This window comes from Micromonospora sp. USAFONa4 (assembly GCF_057197825.1).
In genome coordinates, this window is the sequence record NZ_CM170072.1 from 4,623,115 (window position 1) to 4,644,578 (window position 21,464).

16 protein-coding genes are annotated in these 21,464 nt (G+C 66.4%); 3 read left to right on the forward strand and 13 right to left on the reverse strand.

Going from position 1 to position 21,464, the window contains the following annotated elements; translation table 11 throughout:
* Window positions 1-183 precede the first annotated feature (183 nt).
* Entirely contained in the window at window positions 184-555 is a 372-nt protein-coding gene (locus AC0OO9_RS20580; RefSeq protein WP_484511667.1) for a hypothetical protein, read from the forward strand.
* Window positions 556-846: 291 nt separating this feature from the next.
* Here the strand turns inward: AC0OO9_RS20580 and AC0OO9_RS20585 are convergent, their stop codons facing one another.
* The 3 genes from AC0OO9_RS20585 to AC0OO9_RS20595 form a co-directional block, all read right to left on the reverse strand.
* Window positions 847-4,323 carry a tetratricopeptide repeat protein gene (locus AC0OO9_RS20585; protein WP_484511669.1) on the reverse strand — a complete coding sequence of 1,159 codons (3,477 nt, stop codon included), beginning with the start codon at window positions 4,321-4,323 and terminating at the stop codon, window positions 847-849.
* 291 nt (window positions 4,324-4,614) lie between these two features.
* Window positions 4,615-6,783 carry a caspase family protein gene (locus tag AC0OO9_RS20590; protein WP_484511671.1) on the reverse strand — a complete coding sequence of 723 codons (2,169 nt, stop codon included), beginning with the start codon at window positions 6,781-6,783 and terminating at the stop codon, window positions 4,615-4,617.
* On the reverse strand, window positions 6,780-7,148 hold the full coding sequence (locus AC0OO9_RS20595) for a hypothetical protein (RefSeq protein ID WP_484511673.1): 369 nt from the start codon (window positions 7,146-7,148) through the stop codon (window positions 6,780-6,782). The genes AC0OO9_RS20590 and AC0OO9_RS20595 overlap by 4 nt, the downstream gene beginning before the upstream one ends.
* Window positions 7,149-7,434: 286 nt before the next feature.
* Here AC0OO9_RS20595 and AC0OO9_RS20600 point away from each other — a divergent pair, with 286 nt between their 5' ends.
* The gene (locus AC0OO9_RS20600; protein WP_484511675.1) at window positions 7,435-9,177 is read left to right on the forward strand and encodes a hypothetical protein; all 1,743 of its coding nucleotides are present in this window, start codon (window positions 7,435-7,437) and stop codon (window positions 9,175-9,177) included.
* Between the two features lie 399 nt (window positions 9,178-9,576).
* Complete coding sequence (locus AC0OO9_RS20605; RefSeq protein WP_484511676.1) at window positions 9,577-13,335, forward strand: NACHT domain-containing protein; 3,759 nt, start codon at window positions 9,577-9,579, stop codon at window positions 13,333-13,335.
* Window positions 13,336-13,847: 512 nt separating this feature from the next.
* Here AC0OO9_RS20605 and AC0OO9_RS20610 read toward each other — a convergent pair.
* From AC0OO9_RS20610 to AC0OO9_RS20655, 10 genes are all read right to left on the reverse strand, one after another.
* On the reverse strand, window positions 13,848-15,107 hold the full coding sequence (locus AC0OO9_RS20610; RefSeq protein ID WP_484511678.1) for a tyrosine-type recombinase/integrase: 1,260 nt from the start codon (window positions 15,105-15,107) through the stop codon (window positions 13,848-13,850).
* Entirely contained in the window at window positions 15,107-15,301 is a 195-nt protein-coding gene (locus AC0OO9_RS20615; RefSeq protein ID WP_357578265.1) for a helix-turn-helix domain-containing protein, read from the reverse strand. The genes AC0OO9_RS20610 and AC0OO9_RS20615 overlap by 1 nt, the downstream gene beginning before the upstream one ends.
* Before the next feature lie 2 nt (window positions 15,302-15,303).
* Window positions 15,304-17,052 (reverse strand): replication initiator, encoded by a 1,749-nt coding sequence (locus tag AC0OO9_RS20620; protein ID WP_484511680.1) that lies wholly within the window; start codon window positions 17,050-17,052, stop codon window positions 15,304-15,306.
* Between the two features lie 224 nt (window positions 17,053-17,276).
* A complete protein-coding gene (locus AC0OO9_RS20625; protein WP_484511681.1) occupies window positions 17,277-17,714 on the reverse strand; it encodes a hypothetical protein in 438 nt (145 codons plus the stop codon).
* Window positions 17,711-18,364 (reverse strand): hypothetical protein, encoded by a 654-nt coding sequence (locus AC0OO9_RS20630; protein ID WP_484511682.1) that lies wholly within the window; start codon window positions 18,362-18,364, stop codon window positions 17,711-17,713. The genes AC0OO9_RS20625 and AC0OO9_RS20630 overlap by 4 nt, the downstream gene beginning before the upstream one ends.
* Complete coding sequence (locus tag AC0OO9_RS20635; RefSeq protein WP_484511684.1) at window positions 18,364-18,906, reverse strand: hypothetical protein; 543 nt, start codon at window positions 18,904-18,906, stop codon at window positions 18,364-18,366. Before AC0OO9_RS20635 ends, AC0OO9_RS20630 begins: the two co-directional genes overlap by 1 nt.
* Window positions 18,903-19,157 (reverse strand): hypothetical protein, encoded by a 255-nt coding sequence (locus tag AC0OO9_RS20640; protein WP_363895390.1) that lies wholly within the window; start codon window positions 19,155-19,157, stop codon window positions 18,903-18,905. The genes AC0OO9_RS20635 and AC0OO9_RS20640 overlap by 4 nt, the downstream gene beginning before the upstream one ends.
* Entirely contained in the window at window positions 19,154-19,342 is a 189-nt protein-coding gene (locus AC0OO9_RS20645) for a hypothetical protein (RefSeq protein ID WP_484511686.1), read from the reverse strand. The genes AC0OO9_RS20640 and AC0OO9_RS20645 overlap by 4 nt, the downstream gene beginning before the upstream one ends.
* Before the next feature lie 34 nt (window positions 19,343-19,376).
* Complete coding sequence (locus AC0OO9_RS20650; RefSeq protein WP_484517999.1) at window positions 19,377-19,640, reverse strand: spread protein; 264 nt, start codon at window positions 19,638-19,640, stop codon at window positions 19,377-19,379.
* A 29-nt stretch (window positions 19,641-19,669) separates the two neighbouring features.
* Complete coding sequence (locus tag AC0OO9_RS20655) at window positions 19,670-21,328, reverse strand: FtsK/SpoIIIE domain-containing protein (RefSeq protein WP_484511688.1); 1,659 nt, start codon at window positions 21,326-21,328, stop codon at window positions 19,670-19,672.
* Window positions 21,329-21,464 lie beyond the last annotated feature (136 nt).

Below are 21,464 nucleotides of genomic sequence, written 5' to 3' on the forward strand. Positions count from 1 at the left end.
TCACGCTGCTGTCGGGCTACGGCTTTGGGTGCAGCGCCAGGTACACGATGCTCTACAAAGATCCGCAAGCCGACGGATCGACGTCGGGGTGCATCGAGCAGCGAGCCCAGCATGATCGTAATCATGTGGTGTCTCTGTGTCAGACTCAGGAAGGTTGGTCAGTCAGGTCGTCGAAGGAGGCGCATGTCCGGGGTGGAGTTGATCGTGGCGGCGTTGACCGCCGGAGCGACTGCCGGTGTCACCGGTGCGGCGTCGAGCGCGATACAGGACGCCTACACCGGGTTGAAGAACCTGCTTATCGGTCGACTAGGGAAACACTGTCACGCCGTCGAGGCACTTCAGGCTGATGAGACCGATGCCAGCGTATGGCATGCCCGCCTCGACGATGACCTGACCGCGTCTGGCGCTGCCGCCGACGAGCATATACTAGCGGCAGCACGGGAACTGCTCGGGCTAGCGGGCCGAGGCTTAACGGGCAAGTATCAGATTGATTTGCGGGAGGCCAAGGGTGTAACTGTCGGCGATCACAACCGTCAAATCAACACCTTTTTGTGAGCCTTGTCGCAGGGGGCTGCGGCCTCCACCAGTTGCGTTGTTGGCTCTCAACTGTCGGTCGGGCCGCCGACTCCGGATCAACAGCAAAATCGATCGCTTTCGCCGCGCCATGATCGACTGCTGGGCGTGACGACGCTTCTACAGTTCGGAGCACGTCCGCCGAGCAGGCCTACCCGCCTGACTGCAATCCTAAATTCTGTAACCGACCAGACATTGCCACCAGCGACCGGCAACCCTCCCCCACTATTACCAGATAGACCAACATCCCTTAGCGATGCATCTAGGCGAGTCCTACGGTTCGTCCTGCGGCATTGATACGCTCGCGGCGGTCTGCTCGGGGCTCTTGTTAAGGAGTAGATGATCGGCGATGACATCGACAGCCTCGGGGCAGACTTCAACAAGCAAGTCCAGAGTGTCCGGCAGCATCCCATGCCGTATGGGAACAAGTAGAAGGCGTTGAGCCTGCATCCGACCGACTTGGTGCGCAAGAGCGAGCAGCGCTCTCCCGCGATAGAACTCGTCAGCGATGCAGTGAGCGACCTCTTCGGCTAGTTCGAGGGCACCATGCTCGGCGAGGACTGGTGCAAGCTGACGGAGACACTCGTCAGGTTTGTAACAGTCGCTGTCCGTTCGGGCCCGCTCGAACGCGCGCCCGTGGTGACCTCCGCGCGCCAGCGCCAGCACTACGCTGATCCGCGCATCGGCTCGCAGCCTTCTGTCACTGATTATGGCGCCGAGTATGTCGGCGCGGGCGAAATTCCCGGTTGTCGCCAAGGATTCGACCGCCTTCACCAGGGATTCATCGCGTGTTCGTGCCGTAAGTGAGAACGTGCTCTCGCTATCCGTGGGGAAGGATGGAAATGTTTGCGGCGCAGGCGGAAGTGGTGTTTCGACAATGTCCTCATGGTCTGTTATGCGGCTAGCTAGGGCTTCGGCGTTTTCGTCCTCACCGATAGTCCAGAGGGCCGTTAGGATCTTCCCTAGCGCCTGGACTCGATCGCGCTGGCGGGGAATCGACATTGCAGAAATCTCTGCGGCATTCAATAGTCCCATCGCCTTTTCTCGATCGTTATGATCGCCAATCGAGAGCGCCAGTTTAGTCTGCGCTTCAGCCCGAATGTAAGGACCTTTGATCAATGCAGCCGCGCCCATGGCGGTCTCGTATTCATCCGCTCGAAGGGCGACTTGGATAAGCGTGGTGAGCGCCGTGTCAGCCCGATATTTCTCTGCTGCGCGGTGCGCCCGCAAGGCTTGTCGAACTGCTGTCTGGGCACGTGTGATGTCGCCGGTCCGGGCGAGCGCGGATGCAAGTGGTGTGAGTAGCTTAGCCTTCAGGTCGGGGTCACTGATCAGTCGTCCAATTCCCTCGGTCCGTTCTGCCAGAACGATTGCGCTTTCGAGGCTGCCTTGCTTAGCCGCACGATAGCCCCACTCGGTCATAGCGGCAGCATAAGTCGCGCGATCCTGGATAGAATCCACCAGTCCTGCGATGCATTCGTCATCGAACTCGCTGGGCAGGTTAGTGACGATTCTGCCAAACGCGCGGTCTCTCCCGGCCTGGTCTGGAAGGTAGCTGGTGAAGGCCCGGGCGCGGTCAAGGCCGCCGGAATTTGAAGCAGCTCCGATGAGACCGAGTAGTGTACGTTCACGGTGGTCCGGGTCCGCAATGGAAGTTGCGAGTGTTACGGCGCGGTCGGGGTTCCCTGCGATGTACCAGGCCGACACCGCGGCTTCGACCAGCCTGCGCATTTCCGGGCTGTTAGCGGGCTGGTTCTCGTTGCGGGCTATTTCAAGTGTTGACTCAGCTATGCCGGCTAGGCTGACCAGCTCCGTCCGCTCGACGTTCTTGGCAAGGATGGGAAGGATCGCTGTTATGGCATCGGCTCGGTGGCGTCTATTGCATGCGGCTGCTGCTTGCACGGCGAGGTTGAGTAACCACCTCACCCGATCCATGCCACCCCAAGTCTCGACTTCTCTTGCAAGGACGGTGTAGGCGAGAGCCTTGCGATGGGCGTCGGGCAGGGTGTTCGTTTCGCTCTCTGCGCTGCCGAATAAGCGTTCCGCCAGATCGATTTGTCGAACTCCGGCGGCTGTGGCTGCCAAACTAGCAAATGCCTGCGCCCGCCAGTACGGCATTGAGATCCGTGTGGCGTGCGCCTCTGCGTCCGCTAGGCTCCCTCTTCCCATCGCACGAGCGACAGCGATCTCGCAATGTGCCTTAGACTGCCAGAACGGAACGCCGATGTCGTCTGCCACCGCGGTTGCCCGGTCAAGATCGCCATTCCTGGCAATCTTGCGCACGACCTCGCAGATCGTCTTGTATGGTTCATCCAGGGATATAAAACTCATGTTGGCAGGGATCATGCCGAGCAGTCGTTCGGCTCGAGCATGGTCTCCGGCTGCGGCTACCTCCGGTGCCAGCAAAGTCAATGCCACGGCGCGGCGGTGTCCGTCCTCGGGGATCGAACGGACTATTGCCTCAGCTCGTGCGAGGTTGCCTACTGCGGCCCACAATCTCGGCAATGCGAGGGGGAGATTCTTGTTGCGCTCCTCGAGGTCTGCGCGCCGTAGAGCCAACCTGCACATCGCTGGCAGGTCGGGGTTGGCGCTTGCGAGGAGAGCTTCCTGGGCCAGGGTAACTTCCTCCAGGGCAACGGCATCGCCGCCTGTGTGATCGAGCATGCGGTCATGCCGGTCGGCGTCTGTGGAATGTCGCACCATGCGCGCGGTGTCTCCCTGCTCAGACAGCATCCGAAAATAGCCGCGTAGAACGTAGTCGGGCGTACCGATGGGCCAGCCGAGGTCGCGGTAGCGGTCTACCCATTCGTGCAATCGCTGCCGATAGCCGTGCAAGCGGGACAGGCCGAGCAGCTTCGTCGCGGCCGACTGCAACTCATCGTGGGCGAGAACATAGGCGGCGTCGGTGCGGGCGAATGTACGCCCGGTGAAGCTAGCCAGGTAATCCATGACTAGCCACTCATCTTGGTCGTTCAAGTCGGCTAGGTTGCGCGGGGTCAGGCCACTGCGAGCGGCCGTGACAAAACCGAGTATGTCCTTCTCGATGCCCCCAGTGTGGAGCATCTTCTTCAGCTCGCGTTCGGCATCCATGCGGACAACCTGGGCATGCGCCGACGGCTTCAGTTCCCACATTTTGCACCGGGTGCGCAATGGATGATCGGTCGGCACGTCCAGTGGAAGCGGCGGGTCTGGCCGGCTCGACACCACGATGCGTAGCCCTGCGGGTGGGTGGCGAGGAAGCGTTGCGGCGATGCTGTAGGACTCGGGATCGACCGTCACGCCGCGGTCCTCGTCGAGCCCATCCACTAGTAGGACCAGCTGCTCGCCCGATCGTCGGCAAGCCGCTGCGGCCCCTGAGAGCATTCCAGCCATATGTGCCTCCTGCGTCGATTCGGTGAGGCCGGCTGGCAGGCCACGGTGCCCAAGCAGATCTGCGAGCTGCTCCAGGACATTTTCGATGAACGCCTTTCGGTCATTTTGTCGGTGATGCCGCCCAGTGACAAAGAAAGAGACGATTCTGACGCCGGGCGGAGGATGCAAAGCGAACCACGACATCAGAGCCGACTTGCCGGCCCACGCCGATGCCCGCAACCACGCGTACACATTCTCGGGGTCACCGGTGCAGAAGGCGGCCAGATCGGCTAACTCCGCGTCGCGATCCTTCAACTCAGGCGGCGCGATCCGGCGTACCTGCTCCAGGTAGGCGGACCGTACAGCCGGCGGATCGTAGCCGAAGTGATTGTGCTGCACGTTTTGCGAGCCAACCTGAAGGCCCCTGGCGCCACCAGCATCCAGCCAGGCCGTTGTGTCGTCCGGGTTGCCGGGCGCCGTGTCCATCGTGCTGCCTAGTTTAGCCACCAGGAGAGCACCTGCTCCAGCACGACACAGGGCGACTGCTAAGCCACATTCACCGCCGCCTCGCGAGCGGCACGGGGTTTGCTGGCAGGAGATGACATGGTCCGGCGCACCATAATAGTGAAGCCTGGAGTGAGATTCAGCGGTATCTGGTGAGAGAGTTGAAACGACGTCGAGGGTGAACGGTCACGGCTGCTGTTCTGTACGTGGCTGGCTGGTTCTTGTGACCGCGACCGCTGGATCGGCTGTAGCCGGAGCCGTCTGTGCGCGGCGCATCCTCCGGATGTCGGCGATGATGATTGCGACCAAGGCGATCAGTGGGAGGGTGCAGCCGACGTTGGCGATTACGGCGGATGGTGTCTGGTCAGCCATGGGCTTGCCGTCAGCACCGGTCCAGCCGCTGCCGGCGGTGATTGCGATAGCGGCGATCTCCATGAAGAGGAGCAGCGTGGCTGTGGCCCACATCAGGCTGCGGAGCGTCCAGCGGATCCTGGCGGCGCGTCGTGCACGCCGGCGAGCATTTTCTAAATCGCGGATTGTAGCCTCGCGCAGTGGCGTGGGTAGGTCGAGTTTGGCGGGTGGTTGAGCGAGCCAGGCCGCCATGGCAGCGTGGTCGGCGGGTACGAGTTGCGCACTGACGGCGTCGACCCAGGTGCTGCGTAGGCCGGCGCAGAATCCGGCGAGGTAGGCCGGGGTGGGAGTGAACGTCGAGTTGGTGGATCCTGCTGGTGCTGCGTGTTCGCCGAGGTGCTGAGCGAGATCTACCAGCCACGAAGGCACTGGCGGGCCGACTGGTCCTGGCGTCTTTGAGGCGCGGCTCCACTGGTGACGCCAGGGAACGAGCCACCGTACGACGTCGAACTGGTAGCTCACGAGTGTGTCGAGCGCATGCAGCGGTAGTCGGATGACCCAGCGAGAGGCGTCCAGCGTCCCGCGGTGGTATTCGGTGCCGGTGGTGGCCGCCTGTTCATCGTGTGATCCGCGATGGCGGATGAGCCGCTCTACAGGGCGGATCACCCCGCTGTGGCTGCCGGGGAGGGGCTGGGACTCACGGGCAGCGGCGGCCGGGGACACCAGTGGTGTCGTGCCGATGTTGGTGTGTGCGTCTGTGGTGCGGGGTCGAGGTGTAGGAGATGAGTGTGGTGGTGGAGCGACTTTAGCGCTCGCCGGAATCGTCGTGCCGCGGTGGATGTCGCTGATTGCGAGCTGTACTGCGTGACGGAGGCCTCGCATGGCGTCGTTGACGCGCCAGCTGAAGGAGACCGAGTTGTCGTCGGTCATGGGTGGCCGCCCGGCATGCGGGCCGAACCGGCTGACCGGGGCCGGCGTCACGCCGAGTGGAACTACCTGGAAGTAGCCGTGGTGAAGGCGAGTGGCGTCCTTGGCGGCTATTCCGGCAAGCTGGCTGACGTGGTAGCGGCGGTCGCCCTTGTAAATATTTCCGACGCCGTCCTTGCCGATCACGATCCAGTCGCCGTCGAACGATACCCACCCCAGCACGCCTTGGACGAACAGTGGTTCCGCGATGCGTGGATGGGTCCGCACTGGCTTCGGGAGGGCCGCGATCACGGGTGTGGACGGTGATGCCGGCGTTCGGGCGGCGTTCGAGACGACTAGGGCCCCTTCGCCCATGCCGAGCCGGCGTGGACGCTGCGGTGACGGCCCGCTGACGACCTGTTCGTAGACGTATACGTACAGTTCATCAACTGTGACCCGCCCGTCGCGGTTCAGGTCGGCAGCTCCGGTGGCGATTCCCGCGATGAGGGCGTCGGTGAAGTACGACGGGCGGATTTCGGCCGACTCGGCGTCCTCGAAGCTGACTTCCGTTTCGCCTGAGGCCGTGAGGACGGCTACGCCGCTACCTTCGGGTAGGTCCTGTACGAGTGACTCCACGCCGGCGGCGCCAGCCGATCGGGCCTGCATGCCCTTGATGAAGGCTCCGCTGAAGCAGCAGTCGACCAGGACGAGGGTGGCCTTGGACCGGCTGGCATTGATGCACTCCCGGACCCAGTCGGCTGACACCGCGGTCGAACTGAGGTAGTCCCGCTCGGTGTCGGCGAACGCGAAGTACAGCCGACCACGGTAGTCCTGTACGCCGTGGCAGGACAGGTATAGCAAGTTCATTCCGTCGGTGATGCGGGCAGACGAGAAGAAGCCTTCGATGGCGCGCTGCGCCTGCCGGCTGTCGCAATCCACGCTCGCGGTCACCGTGTACCCGCAGGTGTCCGGGCTGCGCAGCACCCGCGATAACTCTTCGACGTCTCGGCGTGGCGACCGTAGCTGCGCGAGCGTAGGGTCCGTAAAGCTGCCGCAGCCCAGGAGCAGCGCTCGACGTCGTTGCCTGGCCTCAGTCACGGCGTCCGGTCGATGTGTCGGAGGTATGCGGCCAGCATCTGGTCCCGCTGTGCCTTGGTCACCGGCCCGCGGAACCGATGTCCGTTAATTTCCAGTTCCACGTCACGCGGCTGACGGCTCAACCAGGAAGCCACGACCGCCATGACGCCCTCCACCACTGCCGGCGCCACCGCAACAACGAGCGCTCCGATGGCAAGAGCCTCGCCCGACTTGGCTCCTGCCGGCACCGAATCACCGTACCCAGGTCGCAGACTCTCCACGTCCGTTGCCAACAACGTCTCGACCAGGTCGTCTGCCAACTCCTTCAGCCGGCCATCGTCGAGGTTAGGGCAGGCCACCCGGATGTCGACGTCTACCGCTTCCACTCACGCACACCATTCGATTAGGGAGGATCAGTCCTAGAGTGAGGTTGACACTAGCGATGGCCCGGCAGGGACCCTCTCCTTCACACGGCCGACCTCACAATCAGAAAGCCGACAGACAATCATCTTGCAGAGCGCCGCCGATCCGTCCTCTGGGTTTGGTTGTGTTGCTTGCCTGGCGCTCATCAATCCGGCGGCCCCTTCGCCGGTGCCAGTGCTCACTAGCATGGGTCGGTTGCCTGCGGCATGTAGCCACTAGTGGGCGAGCAGGCCGGAGGGAAGGAGGGGAATGGCGAGATTCGAAGTGTCGCGCTTCGCCACGCTGCGCACGTGGGAGGGCGAGCAGAGCCGGGCGTTCGAGGAACTGTCGTTCCAGCTGCTTAAGGACCGGGTGCCGGCGGGGACCCAGGCGATCCGCACCGGTAACCCGGACGGCGGCGTCGAGTGGTACGCCGTCCTGCCCAATGGCGAGGAACACGGCTGGCAGGCCAAGCACGTACAGGGCATCGATTCGCTGCTGACGGCGATGACCGAGTCGGTCACCCGGGTTGCCAAGGAGCGCCCCACCCTGCGGATGCTGACGTTTGCCATTTCCTGGAACCTCGCTACCAGCAGGCAGGTCAGGAAGGGCAGGCAGCTCAAGTCGCAGCGGGAGAAGTACCTCGACAAGGTCGCGACCTGGCAGCGGACGATCCCCGGCGCCGACAAGATCAACTTTGATCTGATCCAGGGCAGCGACCTACTCGACGAGCTGGCCAAGCCGCAGCACGAGGGCCGCCGCTGGTTCTGGTGGGGCGATCTCGTCTTCGGTCCCGACTGGCTGCGGTCGCACTACCGGCGGCAGGCCGGCGCGGCGGGCGAGAAGTACCGCCCCGATCTACAGGTGGACATCCCGATCCAGCAGGACCTGCTGGCGATTGGGTTCGACCACACGATGGTGGAGCATCTGGCGATGCCCGTGACGGTCCCCGACGAACGCGGACGGTTCGCGCCGGCGCTGCTTCCCGAGGTCTTCCCGGTCGTCGTGGATGCGAACGCCCTCAGGGATGATTTGCTGCGAGTCGCCGCCGGCAAGCCCCGGACGTTGATCTTGAACGCCGCCAACGGCGGCGTGCTCCGTCTCTTCTGCGCGCCGCACGTCCTGCACGAGGTCGAACGGCACTTGGTGGATTGGTCGGCGCAGAGGAGCCTTGATCCCCGTGTCGTCCGAGCGGCGTGGCAGGACAGCATCGCGCCCCTTCTCCGGTGCGTGGAGGTACCTGCCGGGCTGACGACCGTGGCCGAGCAGCAACGTCTCGACTTCCTCAACCAGCCGCCCACCGTCAGCAGGTACTGCGATCCCGACGACGTCCCCACCGCAACCCTGGCGATCCTGTTGAACGCCGCACTGCTGAGTAAGGACCGAGCGCCGCTGCGGGCGGTCTACGGGCATCCGTATGACCACGTCGCCCACGCTCAGTGGCAGAGCGAGTTGAGTGCCGTCGGCGATCTCGGCCCGCTCGGACGGTTCGTCCACACACTCGAATCACTTCTCGGCCTGGCCAGCTCCGGCATCTTTCACGGGATCGCCACTGCTGCTCGCCGGGTGCCGTGGCCGTGGCTGGTGGTCGGCACGCTAGCTACCGCCGGCGCGGTCCGTTACCTCGTCGCACCCGAGACCAGGACCAAGGTGCAGGCCGCGTTAGGTACCGGGCTGTCGTCCGCCGCTGTCACCGTTGCAGAGGTCCTGACGCAACGTGATGCCCCACGGAAACAGTTCGAAACGCTCCAACCAGTTCAGCCCGACAGCGACGAGATCACAGGGCACCGCAGTCCTTCGGCTGCCCTGGCGAGGGCATGCCTTTACCGTTTGGCGCGCAGCCCACACAGTGATCAGAGCGCACGAGACCTCACCGCTCTACTACGGCACACGGACGATGTCACCGCCAGCGAGGCGAAAGTGCTTGCAACGCTGCGTACCCTCGACGCCTTCGCCGAGCCGTGGCGCGGCCGTTTCCAAATCGGGCAGCCGGCCCCGCTGCATGTCGGCTGATGAAGCCTAGCAAGTCCGCTGACGGGGCCAATACACCAGCGGGTCGGGACAACGGAACTGGCCCAGTAGGTGGCGCCTCGGGTTTCTGGGCCCTGTGCGGGTACTCACCCGACGACCACCGAGTAGTCGTGCTGCAGCCTCGCCGGCTGCGCTGCTGGAACGTGGCACATCCGATCAGGCGCCCTTGATGGGTGGCCCAAGCGAAGGGAATGGGGTTGTTGGTGGTTTCGCCGTTAGGGCTGCGTGGCCGGGAACCGTCCGGCGGTAGTCTTCCGCAGTGCCGAACACCTGCTGAGGCCATCCTGGGTTCGGCCGTTAATCGCCAGTAGCACGCTGCGGAGTAGATTGTTGACACAGGGTGCAGCCGAACGTCATGTTCAGGGCGCGGACGAGGAGCACATGCCGCTGGACGGCGACGGCTTTCTCGACATCGAGGCAGCCGCCGGCATCACGCCGGCCGGTGATCTCGCCGGGCGGCCGGGTAGCTTTGTCCTGCTTGCGCCGGGCGGGGTCGGCAAGTCGGTTGTCCTCGACGATCTTCGGCAGCGAGAGGACGGTGTCCAGGTAGACCTTGTAGGGCTCCGAGGCGCCGATATCGGTCAGGCGATCCGTGAGGTGATCTCCCTCGGAAAGCCGATTTACCTAGATTCTTTGGACGAAGCCCTGCCTACCGAGCCGGCTCTTGCCCGGCTGTTGAACCGGGCGATCTCCGGACCCGGGACTGACGGGGTCAGATGGCGGCTCGCGTGCCGCCCATCGGCGTGGACCAGGGCATTTGTCGCCGGCGCCAACGTGGAGAAGATGCGCCTGCTACCAATGACGCGCTACGCGGCCCGCCGCCTGCTCGCCTCGCTCGACGTCGATGAGGGTTTCCTGGATGCCCTGGCGGCTGCGGGCCAGAGCCGGTTAAGTGCCTCGTTGCTGCATTTCATCGCGGCGGCCCGGCAGTGGCAGGAGACAGGTCGCCTTCCCGGCAGGCGCGTGGACGTTCTGGAGTCAGAAGTCCAGCGGCTGCTGACCGAGCAGGAGGACCTTCGCCAGCCGCTGCGGACGGGCGCGGATGTGCGGCGCCGAACTGCCGGCCGGCTGGCAGTCTTCGCTGCGTTCGGCGGGGGCGGTCGGTTCGCCTTTCGTACCAGCACTGGTCAGGCTGCCATCGCCATCACCGAGTTGCCGACCGATCCCGAGCCGGACCGCCCCGACATCACGGTCGGGGGCGAGGTTTACGCGGAGGTGCTGGGCAGCACGTTGTTCGACACCGCGCCCCGGGAAACGGTCGCATTCCGACACCAGGAGTACGTCGACTACCTCGCCGCGAAGTACGTGGTGGATCGGGCGCCTACGGGGTCCCAGGTAGCTGCACTTCTGGGCCTTACTGATGGAGTGCTACCGCGCTCGATGGTCGCGGTCGCGGCATGGATTGTGGCGCTGCGCCCGGAACTCGCCTACGTCGTGGCGCCCGCTAACGCAGTGGCGCTGGTCGAGTCCGAGGTCGACCTGCCCCCAGCGGCACGGGCAGTGGTCGTGGACGCGCTGCTTGCCGACGCGCGGGAGAACGACGCAGAGCCGCGGTGGTCCCTGGACCTGTCGGTCGTCGTACATGCCGAGATAGAGCAGCAGCTCGCCGACCGGCTGGCAGCCGGGGTCGAACAACCTTTCGAGACATGGTGGATCTGCCAGCTTGCCCTGGCCGGGCGCGTTTCGACGGTCGCTCCTGCGGCACTGACGATCGCGCTCGACGACCAGCTCCCGTCCTGGACCCGCAGACCGGCAATCGCCGTGGTGACCAACCTCGGCTCACCGTCCGATCGGTTGGCCCTGACTGAGGGGCTGAGGCTCGACCCGGATGCGGACCCAGACGACGAGTTGCGGGCAGGACTACTGGACGGGCTCTACCCGCGGCACATGACCACTACCGAGCTACTGCCCCTCGTCACCCGGCCGCGTCGTCACAATTTCATCGGCGCCTACCGGAAGTTCCTCTGGGAGTTCCCCGCGAGGATCCCAGAAGCTGACCTGCCCGAGGCCCTCGCCTGGGCACGTGCAAACCCTCAAGACCAGGTCTCCTTCAAGCACCGCCGATGGTGGAACGACGTGTCGGTCGGCATCGTGACGCGAGCCGTAGCCGTTTCCAATGACCCGGCAGTGCTGGAACCGTTGGCCGCGCTTGTCGTCAATCTGGCCGGACACGCCCGGGTCGGCGCGCCCTGGACTCTGGACATCGCCCAGCGCCGGCTACTCGCCCTCGCCGTCGCGGCACGAGTCGACCAACGTCGATGGTCAATTCTCTTTCAACTCGGTCTCGTCACGGCTGATGACATCGACTGGCTGACGGCCGCCGTCGACGAGGAACGAGCTACCGGCCGCGACGCCTTGGCTCGCTGTCTTCAACGGCTGACTGCCCCGCCTGCGCCTGCCGACGAACAGGAGACCGAGGAGCAGGAGAATGAGGAGGAGGAGACTGAGGAGGAGCCCGATACTGCCGCATTGCGAGCAGCTCTCGCGACGGCCCGACTCGACCTTGCCGCATGGGCCGCCATACCGATCAAACTTGTTGCGGACGGCGAACGGGAAGAGCTTTTCTTCTGTGACATCGCTGCCCGGCAGGGCTGGTCACTGCTGACCGCAGATGAGCAGAGGGAGGTCCTCGACCGGGGCCTTGAGTATGTGAATGAACATTCCCCCGACCCTGGCCTGTGGTTGGGCAAGACCTCGATCAACCTTGATGTCATCTGCGACTGGTCTGGGGTTTATCTGCTGACCACACTGGCCCGCCACGCGCCAGAGCGCCTCAGCGACCTACCGTTGACAACGTGGGGGCAGTGGGCGCCCGCCATCGCGAACGCTTGGGCCTACGGCGACAAAAATTTACTTGGGAAGCTCGTCGACCTCGCTCCCGCCGATGCGAAGGCAAAGATTCGCAGCGCGGTCCGGAGCGCGCTCGACAGCCGCGCCGAATGGCAGCGCACACCAATGTACGAGTACTTCGCCCAAGACCTGGCGCCCGACCTGACCGTCATGTTGACGCAGCGCCGCTATCCCGACGACCAGAACGTCGACGTCTTCGCCTTCCTGATCGAGCATGACCCGGCCACAGCCGGTGCTGTGGCCAGGTCAGTGGCGAACGACGGGGACTCACAGCTTTCCCGCGCTGCTAGCCGGCACCTAGCTGGCATCGACGCCCCTGACGCGATCAACCGCCTGCTGACCGAAGCACCCCCACCCGGAGTGTTCCTCGCATCTCTTGAGGGTCTGCCGCTGGACACCGTCGAAGACGGCAGCCTGATCGGCCTGACCCGCCTTCTGCTCAGTCGACTCCCATCCGCCGAGGCATCGGAGGGCATCGAGGACTCGTTCGACAGTCCGTCGCAGCGAGAAGGCCGCATGTGTCAGTACGCCGTCGAGAGGATGGCTAATCGCGGCCTTGTCAGAGAGCTCAGAATGCTGGTCGACGGGCAGTCACCGCAAGCGCAGGCGCTCATCCGCCACTACCTGCGCCATGCCCGCCAGGTCGCGGCCGACAACGCCCAAGCCCGGTTCAACCCGACCGGTTTGCTCAACCTGCTCGGCCGCTCGGATCTGCGGCTCATCCGTAACTCCAGCGACCTGATTCGCGTCCTGTTGGACCACTTCGACGAGCTACAGCACGAGCTCTCGCGCAACAACGGTTTCCACGACTTGTGGTCACCGGACGGCCGGAACCTCGGCAGTGAGGACGACATCACCGACTGGGTGCGTCGCCGCCTGACCGAACGGCTTGGCCCAGACCGGCTCATTCTCGCCCGGGAGCCCCAGGTTGAACGCATCGCGGTCAGGGGCTCCGGCACACGCATTGACCTGAGCGCGGGCGCGCCGACCAACACCGCGCCCATCGAAGTTGCCGAAGCGATCATCGAGGCGAAGCTCGCCAGCAACAACGAGCTGCCCACCGCACTGCGAACTCAGCTCGTACAGCGATACCTCGCGGCAGCCAGGCAGCGGCACGGCATCTATCTCGTGTACTGGGTTCCGCCCGAACAACGGACCTCCGGCCCACGAAAGTACGCCGATAAGCAGGAACTCCTCGACGACATGCGACGCTGGGCCGCAGAAGTCACACCGCAGTTCGACGTGAGCGTCTACGTGCTCGACGTCAGCTGGCCGATGCGTCAAAGATGAAGACGATCGGTCACGGCACCGACGTCAGTGCCCTTCCTGCGCGAGGTTACTGAGATGGTTGAAGGAGTACGGTTCTGGTGACAGGGGTGCAGCAGACCGCATCGCGGGGCTGACCTCGTTTGTCGGTATGTCTGGCCGACCTGGCCGCAAAGCTAGGCCGGCCAGACAAGCGGGGCGCGCGAACCGGCCGACTGATGACTTTGTTAGCTACGCCACAGGTGGCATCAGTATTGCCGGTTTCGCCCCTTTGGTGCCTGCCGAGTTCTTGGGGGACCGTAGGGGGACCGGATGTCCCGGAACGGTCCGGCACGACGTAGCCCTGCGCGACATGTCGTCGGGTTTATTGCCTGCTCAGGCAGCATTGGATAGCATCAACCATCATCCTCCGGCATCGATGACCGCCGACTCTTAATCCGCGGGTTCGGGGTTCGAGTCCCTGGCGGCGCACCAGCAGTAACACCCTCAGGGCCGGTCATTGAGACCGGCCCTGACCCCTTTTGGTGACCCCTACGTCAGGCCTCGAACAGATAACCCAGCTTGTCTGTGGTCGACCGCTGGGCCTGTCGCGTGACCTCGACGTAGATCAGTTTGGTGATCGTCGGGGAGCTGTGCCCCAAGACGTCTTGGATCTTCTCGATCGGTACGCCCTGCTCGTAGAGCAACGTCGCGCACGAGTGACGCAGGTCATGGAAGCGCACTCGACGTAGCCCGGCGCCGTCGAGGAGCCGGACGAAGTGCCGGTTGAGGTTGCGCGGCTCGATTGGCGTTCCGATGCCGGTGGTGAAGATCAGGCCGAAGTCCTGCCACCTGTCGCCCATGGTCTTTCGCTCCGCCTCTTGCATGAGCTTGTGCTGTCGAAGTGCGGCCAGGCACGGCGGTGGAAGCCCGATCACCCGCTCCGACTCGTCGGACTTCACCGGTCCGAACACGAGCCGACCGTCCAGACGTTGCAGCGACTGACGAACGAAGAGGACGCCGTCGACCAGGTCCACGTCCTGCCAGCGCAGGGCGAGCGCTTCACCGCGGCGAAGGCCGAGAGCCAGCGCCACCGCGTAGAGGGCGTACAAGCGATCCGACCGCGCAGCCTTGAGCAGCAGCTTGGCTTCCTCGCCGGTCAGCGGTGTGAAGCGCGGACGGTACCGGTGTGCGAGGCGCAGGTTGCGTGCCGGGTTCTCGGCGATGAGTCCGTCGACCACGGCATCCTGAAGCGCCGCCCGGACCATCCGGTGCAGGTGGCGGATCGTGCCGTCGGAGGGGTAGGACTCGCAGCATTGGCGCGGGTGCTTCGCGCAGCAGCGAGCTTCTTTCCCGGCTCCCCGTCGGGCCGCGTCCTTGCCCTGCGCACAGCACTGGCAGGTGCTCTTGGCTCGGTTGAGGAACGTGCGGATCGTTGGCGGTTGGAGCTTCCCCAGACGCTGGCTCCCGATCAGCGGGACCATGTAACAGCGCGACAGCCATTCGTAGGTGCGCAAGGTGCTGGGGCGGACCCGATCCTGGAGGACCTCTCGCTGCCAGTAGGCCATGAAGTCCGCCACGGACTGGATGGACCCAGCAACCCGGATTCCCGCCTGAGCCTTGGCCTTCAACCCGGTCAGCTTCTCGTGTACCTCCTCCCAGGAGCTGCCGTAGACGCTCCGGCGGATCTCGCGGCCATCGCTGGTGAATACCCAAGCGCGGCCTTCCCAGCGCCCGTCCTTGCGCTGGCGGATGTTGCCCTCACCGTTGACCTTGCGGCGAGCACCGCGTCGGGCCGGTTCCGTGCCCCGAGGCATCAGGCAGCCTCCTCGATCAGCCGGGCCTTGTACGCCTCCACCGACTCGGGCAGCACGCGACGAGCGCGACCGATCCGAACGCCCGTGATTTCGCGCGCTTTGACCAGCCGATAGACCGTCCAGTACGAGACGTTCAACATCTCCGCCACCTGGTCGATGGTGAGCCACTTGCCGGCGTTTGTTGAGCTGTCCATTCTCAGTTCCTCCCGTTAACCAGGGCAGCATCAGGGTTTGCAGAGCCGTCGGAAGCGCCGTCCTGTGTTGCCTTGTCTCTGGCGGCGAGGAGGGCGGCTTTCCATTGGGCGCGTTGGGACAGCGCCCGGAGCAGTCGGTGTTGCAGGGGTGGGATGTCGGGGTCATCGGGGCGGGCGAGCTCCCAGGCGTAGGCGGGTGCGTCGTCCTGGTCGACGGGGTAGGCGTCGTCGGCGCCGGTGGTGACGCCGAGGAGTTTGCGGACCCAGGCGCGGGCGTCGGCGCGGTGGTCGGCGAGGGTCTTTCCGGACCAGTCGCGGGAGACGAGGATGCGGCGTCCGCCGATGCCGAGGGTGGCGCGTTGGTGGACTTTGCCCTTGCATCGACCGGCTTGCAGGCGGCCGTGGGCTTTCTTCGGTTGGATGCCGTAGAGCATCCAGTTGGCGCACCGCTCGTTGCACGGCGTCACCCGGAGTTGGTGCCACAGCCGGTCGAGGTGGTCACGCTGCCGCTCGCTGTCGGTCTTGTGGCAGTCAGCCGCGCTCTTGGTGATGTACTTCGTGATGTAGCCGATCGTGCGGTCAGCGTGCACCGTGCCCGGAGTGACGCCCTCGGCGTGGACCTGCCGGCCGAAGCGGACGACGTGCACGGGTTGCGCATCGGGGTCGGCGTCGAGCAGGTCCAGGGCGTCAGCCCACGTGGTCAGCGGCTCTCGGGTGTCGGGGTCTACCCAGGCGTCAGCGTCGTTGTCCCACACCGGCAGCCGATCCAGCGAATAGACCAGCTCATCAGCCGGGGGCCACCAGACTTGGTGGTAGGTGGCGGCGGCGACCTGGCGCAGCAGGGCGCGGGGGATGGTGCCGCGGATGGCGAAGTGGGCGTGTGGGGCGAGGCGTCGTTGTGGCTCGACGCAGCCGGCGTATTGGACGTTCCAGCCGACGCACCGTCTGAGGTTCTGCCAGAACCGGTCGAGGAGCCGGGCGAAGTGCACCGCGTCCCAGGCGGCCCGCCGGTAGTCGTACGAGCCGGGGTCGGCGGGGGTACCGTCGGGCAGGACCCGGCCGTACGTGTCGAGGGTGAGCGACAGCCACATGGACGGGCGGTGTTGGGTGCCGTCCGGGGCGGTGTAGACCTTCCCGACCGTGCGCGGCTCGACCTTCTTACGGGGCAGGTCCGGGGCGTCCTGACGCCGTTTGGTCGACCTCTTGCGCCGCCCGTTGTCGGAGTCGTCGTCGTGGGGTGGGGCGACCTGCCCGCGTAGGCCCTCGGCGGCGATGGCTTCCTCTACCTCGGCGATGGCCTGGTCGATGCCGGGTACCTGGTCGAACTGTGCGGAGCGCTGTGCCTCATCACGGGCGAACTCCAGGTGTGCCCGCAGCAGCACCAACTCTCTCTGCGCATCGGTGGCGGGGTTGGCGCCGGCCGGGTTGGGTTCGTCGGTGCGGTGCCAGCCCTCGCGGATCTGGGTCTGCCGCAGCCGGCGGGCACGCTTGGCGCATGGGGAGCACTTGTCTTCCCGGGTGCTGCCGCAGGGCAGGTCAATGACCTCGGTTTGGCCGGTGTGCAGGTTGGTGCGGCGCAGGGTGACCGGGCGCAGGCACACGCCGTACTCCGCGGCCATCTCCTTGAGCACCTGCCGGGACATGGGCAGGGCGAGGCGTGCGGCACGGGAGCCGGGCGCCGGCGGGATGGCCGCGGTCGAGGTCGGTTCGGTGGGGGTGGGGGTGAGGCCGGGCAGGGTCGGGGCGATCAACGGGTCACCTCCGGTAGCTCGAACAGGGCGGGTTGGCTGTCACCAATCGGGGTGGTGCGGGTCGGGCCGAGACGGCCGGCCCAGCGGTGGGCGGCAGCCTCATGGCGGGTACAGGCGACCTCGGCGCGGTAGTGGCCGGTGCCGGGGTGGCCGGATTCGATGAGGGCGGTGGCCCACCTACGGCAGCGCGCGCAGTAGGTGGGCCAACCAGCAGTCATCGCGGGTCAGTGGCCGCAGCCGGGGCAGTGGAGTCCGGGGCAGCAGCGACCGGAGCGACGCAGCAGCGCCACGATGACGATGAGGACCAGGACGACGCCCGCGATGAGCGGCACCGTCGAGCGGGCGGCGTCGACGAGCTGCGCGGCGAGGTAGCCGGCAGTGGCGAGAGCGCCCACGGCGGGGACGGCGACGGCGGCGACGACGTGGCCTCGGCGCAGCCGGCGGACCGCAGCGGGGGCGGGGCCCTGGTTGTCGAGGAGCCGGACGGTGACGGTGACGCGGGTGCCGCCCGGGATCTGGCGGGGCTTGGTCATGGAGACGAGGCGGCCGGAGTCGCGGACGAGGGCGACGGTGGCGGCGACCTCGGCGGGGGTGCCGACGACGCGGCGGGCGATGACGGTGGGGTCGGCGAGGTTGCGGCGGGCGAGTTGAGTGCGGGTCATCGGACAACCTCCGAGGTGAAGACCTGACCGTTGCGGGGGGCCTGGACGACGGACGAGATGAGCGCGGAGCGGACCGGCGTGGCCGAAGCCGGGGCCTGGGCGACGGCGGGCGGGGGTGCTGGCGGGACGTAGACGGGTGCCGGGTCGGTGGGCAGGTCGGCCGGTTCCAGGTCGGCGGCTTCCTCGACGGCCACCGGCACTGGCACCGGTTCGGGTTTGGGCTTGGCCGGGGCCGACTCCCGGGCCGGGCGAGCGGCGGGGGCGGTGAGGACGAGCTTGGATAGGGCGAGGAACGCCAGCGCCGGCACCGACGACAGCAGGCGGGAGGAGAAGCTGTCGTTGGCAACGGCGATCTGCGCGGCCAGGGACAGGGCGACCGCGCCGACGAGGATCGACAGCGGGTAGAACACCGAGGCGTCCGGGTCGAGACGGCGACGGCGACGAATCACCAGGAGAGCGGCTGCGGGGGTGAGTTCGGAGATGACGGCGTTGGACCAGCCGAACCACTCGTGGGTGCCAGCGGGGGCGTGGATCATCGTCCAGTCCTTGACGTGGGTGAACGACGCGGCACCGGCCATTCCGCCGACGGCGAGGAGGATCACGACCAGGGCGACGCCTTCCAGGCGGTCGGAGTTGACGAAGCGGCGCATCAGCGCACCTCCCCAGCGACACGTGGGGCGGGGTTCATGTCGCGGTGCAGGTAGTAGGCGGCGAACTCCGCCGACGAGCCGGGAACCGGGCTGAAGCCGTTGCGGCCCTCTTCCTCGATCACGTTCCAGGCGCAGGGCTCGCACCGGGGGGCACCGTCGTGCCAGTGGGTTGCCGGTCGGGTGCAGTACGAGGTGAGGCAGCGCACCGGTCCCGAGTGCTCCCGCAGCGGCGACTCCCGCACCAGCGGCGGCCGGGCGACCCGGACGGGGGCAACGGTCGGTGCCGGATCAGCGGCAGCCTCGTCCACCATCACGGGGGTAGGAGCCGGGCGGAGCCAGGCGCGCAGGTTGCGGACGTAGACCGAGCCGTAAACGAAGCAGGAGACGAGGAAGCCCCACTGCTCAGTCACGAGGGAGTACGCGAGCCAGAGCATTTGGGCGCCCAGGCCGACGGCCCAGCCGGTCCACGAGCGTTTGCCGGCGAGGTAGAGGCCGGTGACGCCGACGGTCATCAGGAGCCAGGACCAGAGTTGGTAGGTCATTGCGGGGCCTCCCAGGTGGCGAAGTCGGCGGGGCGGCAGACGGGGCAGGGGATCTTCCACATGCGGTGCGCGGGTGGGGTGCGTTCGTGGGTGAGGGGGTCGCGGATTTCGGGGTTCCAGATCTGCACCTCGCCCCGCTGGCGGCAGAGGGAGCAGTCCTCGGGGTTGATGACCAGGTGCAGCAGGCCGGCGGAGGTGACGGCGAAGACGGCGACGGGCTGACCGAACGGATGCAGGCGCCGGGCGGTCATGCGGCCCATCCCCAGGCTTCGGCGTCTTCGGCGGCGATCTCGGCGTGCCGGGCGAGCGCGGCGCCGAGGATCGCGGCGGCGTGGGCGTCGGGAGCGCAGTAGGGGCAGGTTTGGTCGGGGTCGGTGTGGTGGAGATCGAGGCAGGTACGACGGATCGGGCGCAAGGTGAGGCGACGGGCAGCCATCAGAGGACTCCTCGTTTCGGGACGTGCGGGAAGGTCAGCGGTGGGTGGGAGTGACGTGCACGCGGATCCACTCCGGCGGCTCACCCGTCGACGCCACCGCTTCGGAGAGGCAGCGCCACAGCGCCCACGCCTCCGAGGGGGTGAGGTACATGCGGCGCCGGCCGGCACCAACAGCGACGTACAGATCGGCATCCGGGGTGACGCGGACGGTGACCGGCACCGAGGCCTTGTCGACGTGCGGGGCACGCAGCCGGTAGAAGCGCCGCGGCTGGTCGTCGGGTTGGTCGGCGTAGGGCATCCGGGCGGGCGCGCCCTCGGGCAGCTCGGTCATCGGGGGTCGCCTCCGTTCGGGGTGGTGGCGTCGAGGTCCAGGACGTAAAGCAGCGACGGCGGCAGCAGCGGCGCGGCCTGCTTCGGCGGCGTGGGCCGGTAGGTGTGCCGGCCGTTGCCGTTCGACCGCGCCTTGACCGCAGTCGGAGCCGGGGCCGGGGTGTCGGCCGGTTCGGGCTGGACCTCGGCAGGGGCGGGGAACGTCGCGGCCATCTCCCGGATCACGTCATCGGAGATGTAGGAGAAGCGAACCCGAGCCGGTTCGGGCTGCCCATCGAGCAGCACGTACGCGACACCCTTTGCCGACAGCGGGATCTGATCGGCCAGGGCTCCCCGCTCGCGGGCGCCGTCGCCAAGGAGGAGGTCGACGTGGCCGCGTTCGGTGACGCCCAGGGCGATGCGGGTGGGGAAGAAGTCGCGCACGGAGACGACTTCCTTGCGGGGGTCCTGGGTGGCAGCGACGACCAACACGCCCAACCCGGCGCCCTGGGTGAGCAGTAGGCCCAGGGCTTGGGTGATGCGCTGGCGGATGTCGCTGTCAGGCAGGAACGCCAGTAGAGCGGCGATCTCGTCGATGACGATGACGATCAGCGGTTCATCGACGGTCGGGGTGTGCACCCGCACCCTGCCCCGCAGCACCCGTTGGCGAGCCCGCATCCGGGTTACGGCGTCATCGAGCATGTCGGCCATGCGCGACCAGTCGTCATCGACGTAGCGGGAGAACAGCGGCCGACCGATCGACAGCTCCATGCCGCCCTTCGGGTCGATCGCCCACACCCGCACCAGCCCTGAACGAATGCCAGCGGCGAGAGCACGGAGCAGGGACCAGATGACCGAGCCCTTGCCCATCCGCGTCGCCCCACCGATGAGCACGTGCGTGGCGAGTAGGCGCAGGCAGTACACGGCCAGGTCTTCGCGCAGGCCGAGGGGCAGGGCGGTGAAGTCCGGGCGTGCCGGCACCGGCAGCGGCTTGACGATGCGGGTGAGCGGGTCGCGGCGGATCAGCACCAACCACACGTGCCGGGGCCGGTCCCGGAACCGGATGGCGTCGACCCTGCGGAGTAGCCAAGCCAGTCGACCTGAGCGGGTCGGGGGTGCCTGGCGGCGGCCGGAGAAGACCCGGCAGTGCCGGGTGCCGAACGAGTACGCCAGATCCCGGGCCGCCTTGTGGTACGCCTCCGGGTTCTGCCCCCGAGGCATCCGCAACACGACCTCATCCGTGGCATACGAGCAGCGCACCGACAGCAGCTCGGGCAGCTTCTCGCCACCGTCGTACTTCTTCATCAGCCCACACAGCGACATGACCTCGTGCCACTGACGCCGATACACCCACAACCGCCGCCACCACGACAGCCCTCGCAGCACCACCAAGCGCTCGAAGGACTCCCTAGCCCGCCACCACCACACGCCCGCCGAAGCGGCGACGACGATGAGGACCAGGAGGTGAGGCCACCAGCCGTGCCAGCGGTGCACGTCGACGGCGAGCAGGACCAGGGCGACAGCAGGCCAGGCCCGCCAGTGCCGCACCACCGCGACAGCGAGACGCGCCACCAGCACGACGAGGCGGGCGAGGAGGATGAAGAACGTGACCGTCCAGACCAGGGGCCACGGGGCGGCGACCTGGAGGCGACGGAAGTTGACCAGCGGAGCGCGCATCACGCCACCGCCTTGTCGGCGTTGCGCTGGTCGATCCACGCCTCAGCGCAGACCTTGTGCACCGGCTTGCCCGCCGGGCTACGGCAGATCGCCGGCTTACCGCAGATGACGCACGGAACCGGGTCTCCGGCGCTCC

Excerpts from the sequence above, each read along its gene's own strand:
- AC0OO9_RS20640 (WP_363895390.1), bottom strand. The coding sequence starts at position 19,157 with ATGACCGCCCGGCGCCTGCATCCGTTCGGTCAGCCCGTCGCCGTCTTC.
- AC0OO9_RS20655 (WP_484511688.1), bottom strand. The coding sequence starts at position 21,328 with ATGCGCGCTCCGCTGGTCAACTTCCGTCGCCTCCAGGTCGCCGCCCCG.
- AC0OO9_RS20625 (WP_484511681.1), bottom strand. The coding sequence starts at position 17,714 with ATGACCCGCACTCAACTCGCCCGCCGCAACCTCGCCGACCCCACCGTC.
- AC0OO9_RS20630 (WP_484511682.1), bottom strand. The coding sequence starts at position 18,364 with ATGCGCCGCTTCGTCAACTCCGACCGCCTGGAAGGCGTCGCCCTGGTC.
- AC0OO9_RS20615 (WP_357578265.1), bottom strand. The coding sequence starts at position 15,301 with ATGGACAGCTCAACAAACGCCGGCAAGTGGCTCACCATCGACCAGGTG.
- AC0OO9_RS20600 (WP_484511675.1), top strand. The coding sequence starts at position 7,435 with ATGGCGAGATTCGAAGTGTCGCGCTTCGCCACGCTGCGCACGTGGGAG.
- AC0OO9_RS20635 (WP_484511684.1), bottom strand. The coding sequence starts at position 18,906 with ATGACCTACCAACTCTGGTCCTGGCTCCTGATGACCGTCGGCGTCACC.
- AC0OO9_RS20610 (WP_484511678.1), bottom strand. The coding sequence starts at position 15,107 with ATGCCTCGGGGCACGGAACCGGCCCGACGCGGTGCTCGCCGCAAGGTC.
- AC0OO9_RS20650 (WP_484517999.1), bottom strand. The coding sequence starts at position 19,640 with ATGCCCTACGCCGACCAACCCGACGACCAGCCGCGGCGCTTCTACCGG.
- AC0OO9_RS20645 (WP_484511686.1), bottom strand. The coding sequence starts at position 19,342 with ATGGCTGCCCGTCGCCTCACCTTGCGCCCGATCCGTCGTACCTGCCTC.
- AC0OO9_RS20580 (WP_484511667.1), top strand. The coding sequence starts at position 184 with ATGTCCGGGGTGGAGTTGATCGTGGCGGCGTTGACCGCCGGAGCGACT.
- AC0OO9_RS20605 (WP_484511676.1), top strand. The coding sequence starts at position 9,577 with ATGCCGCTGGACGGCGACGGCTTTCTCGACATCGAGGCAGCCGCCGGC.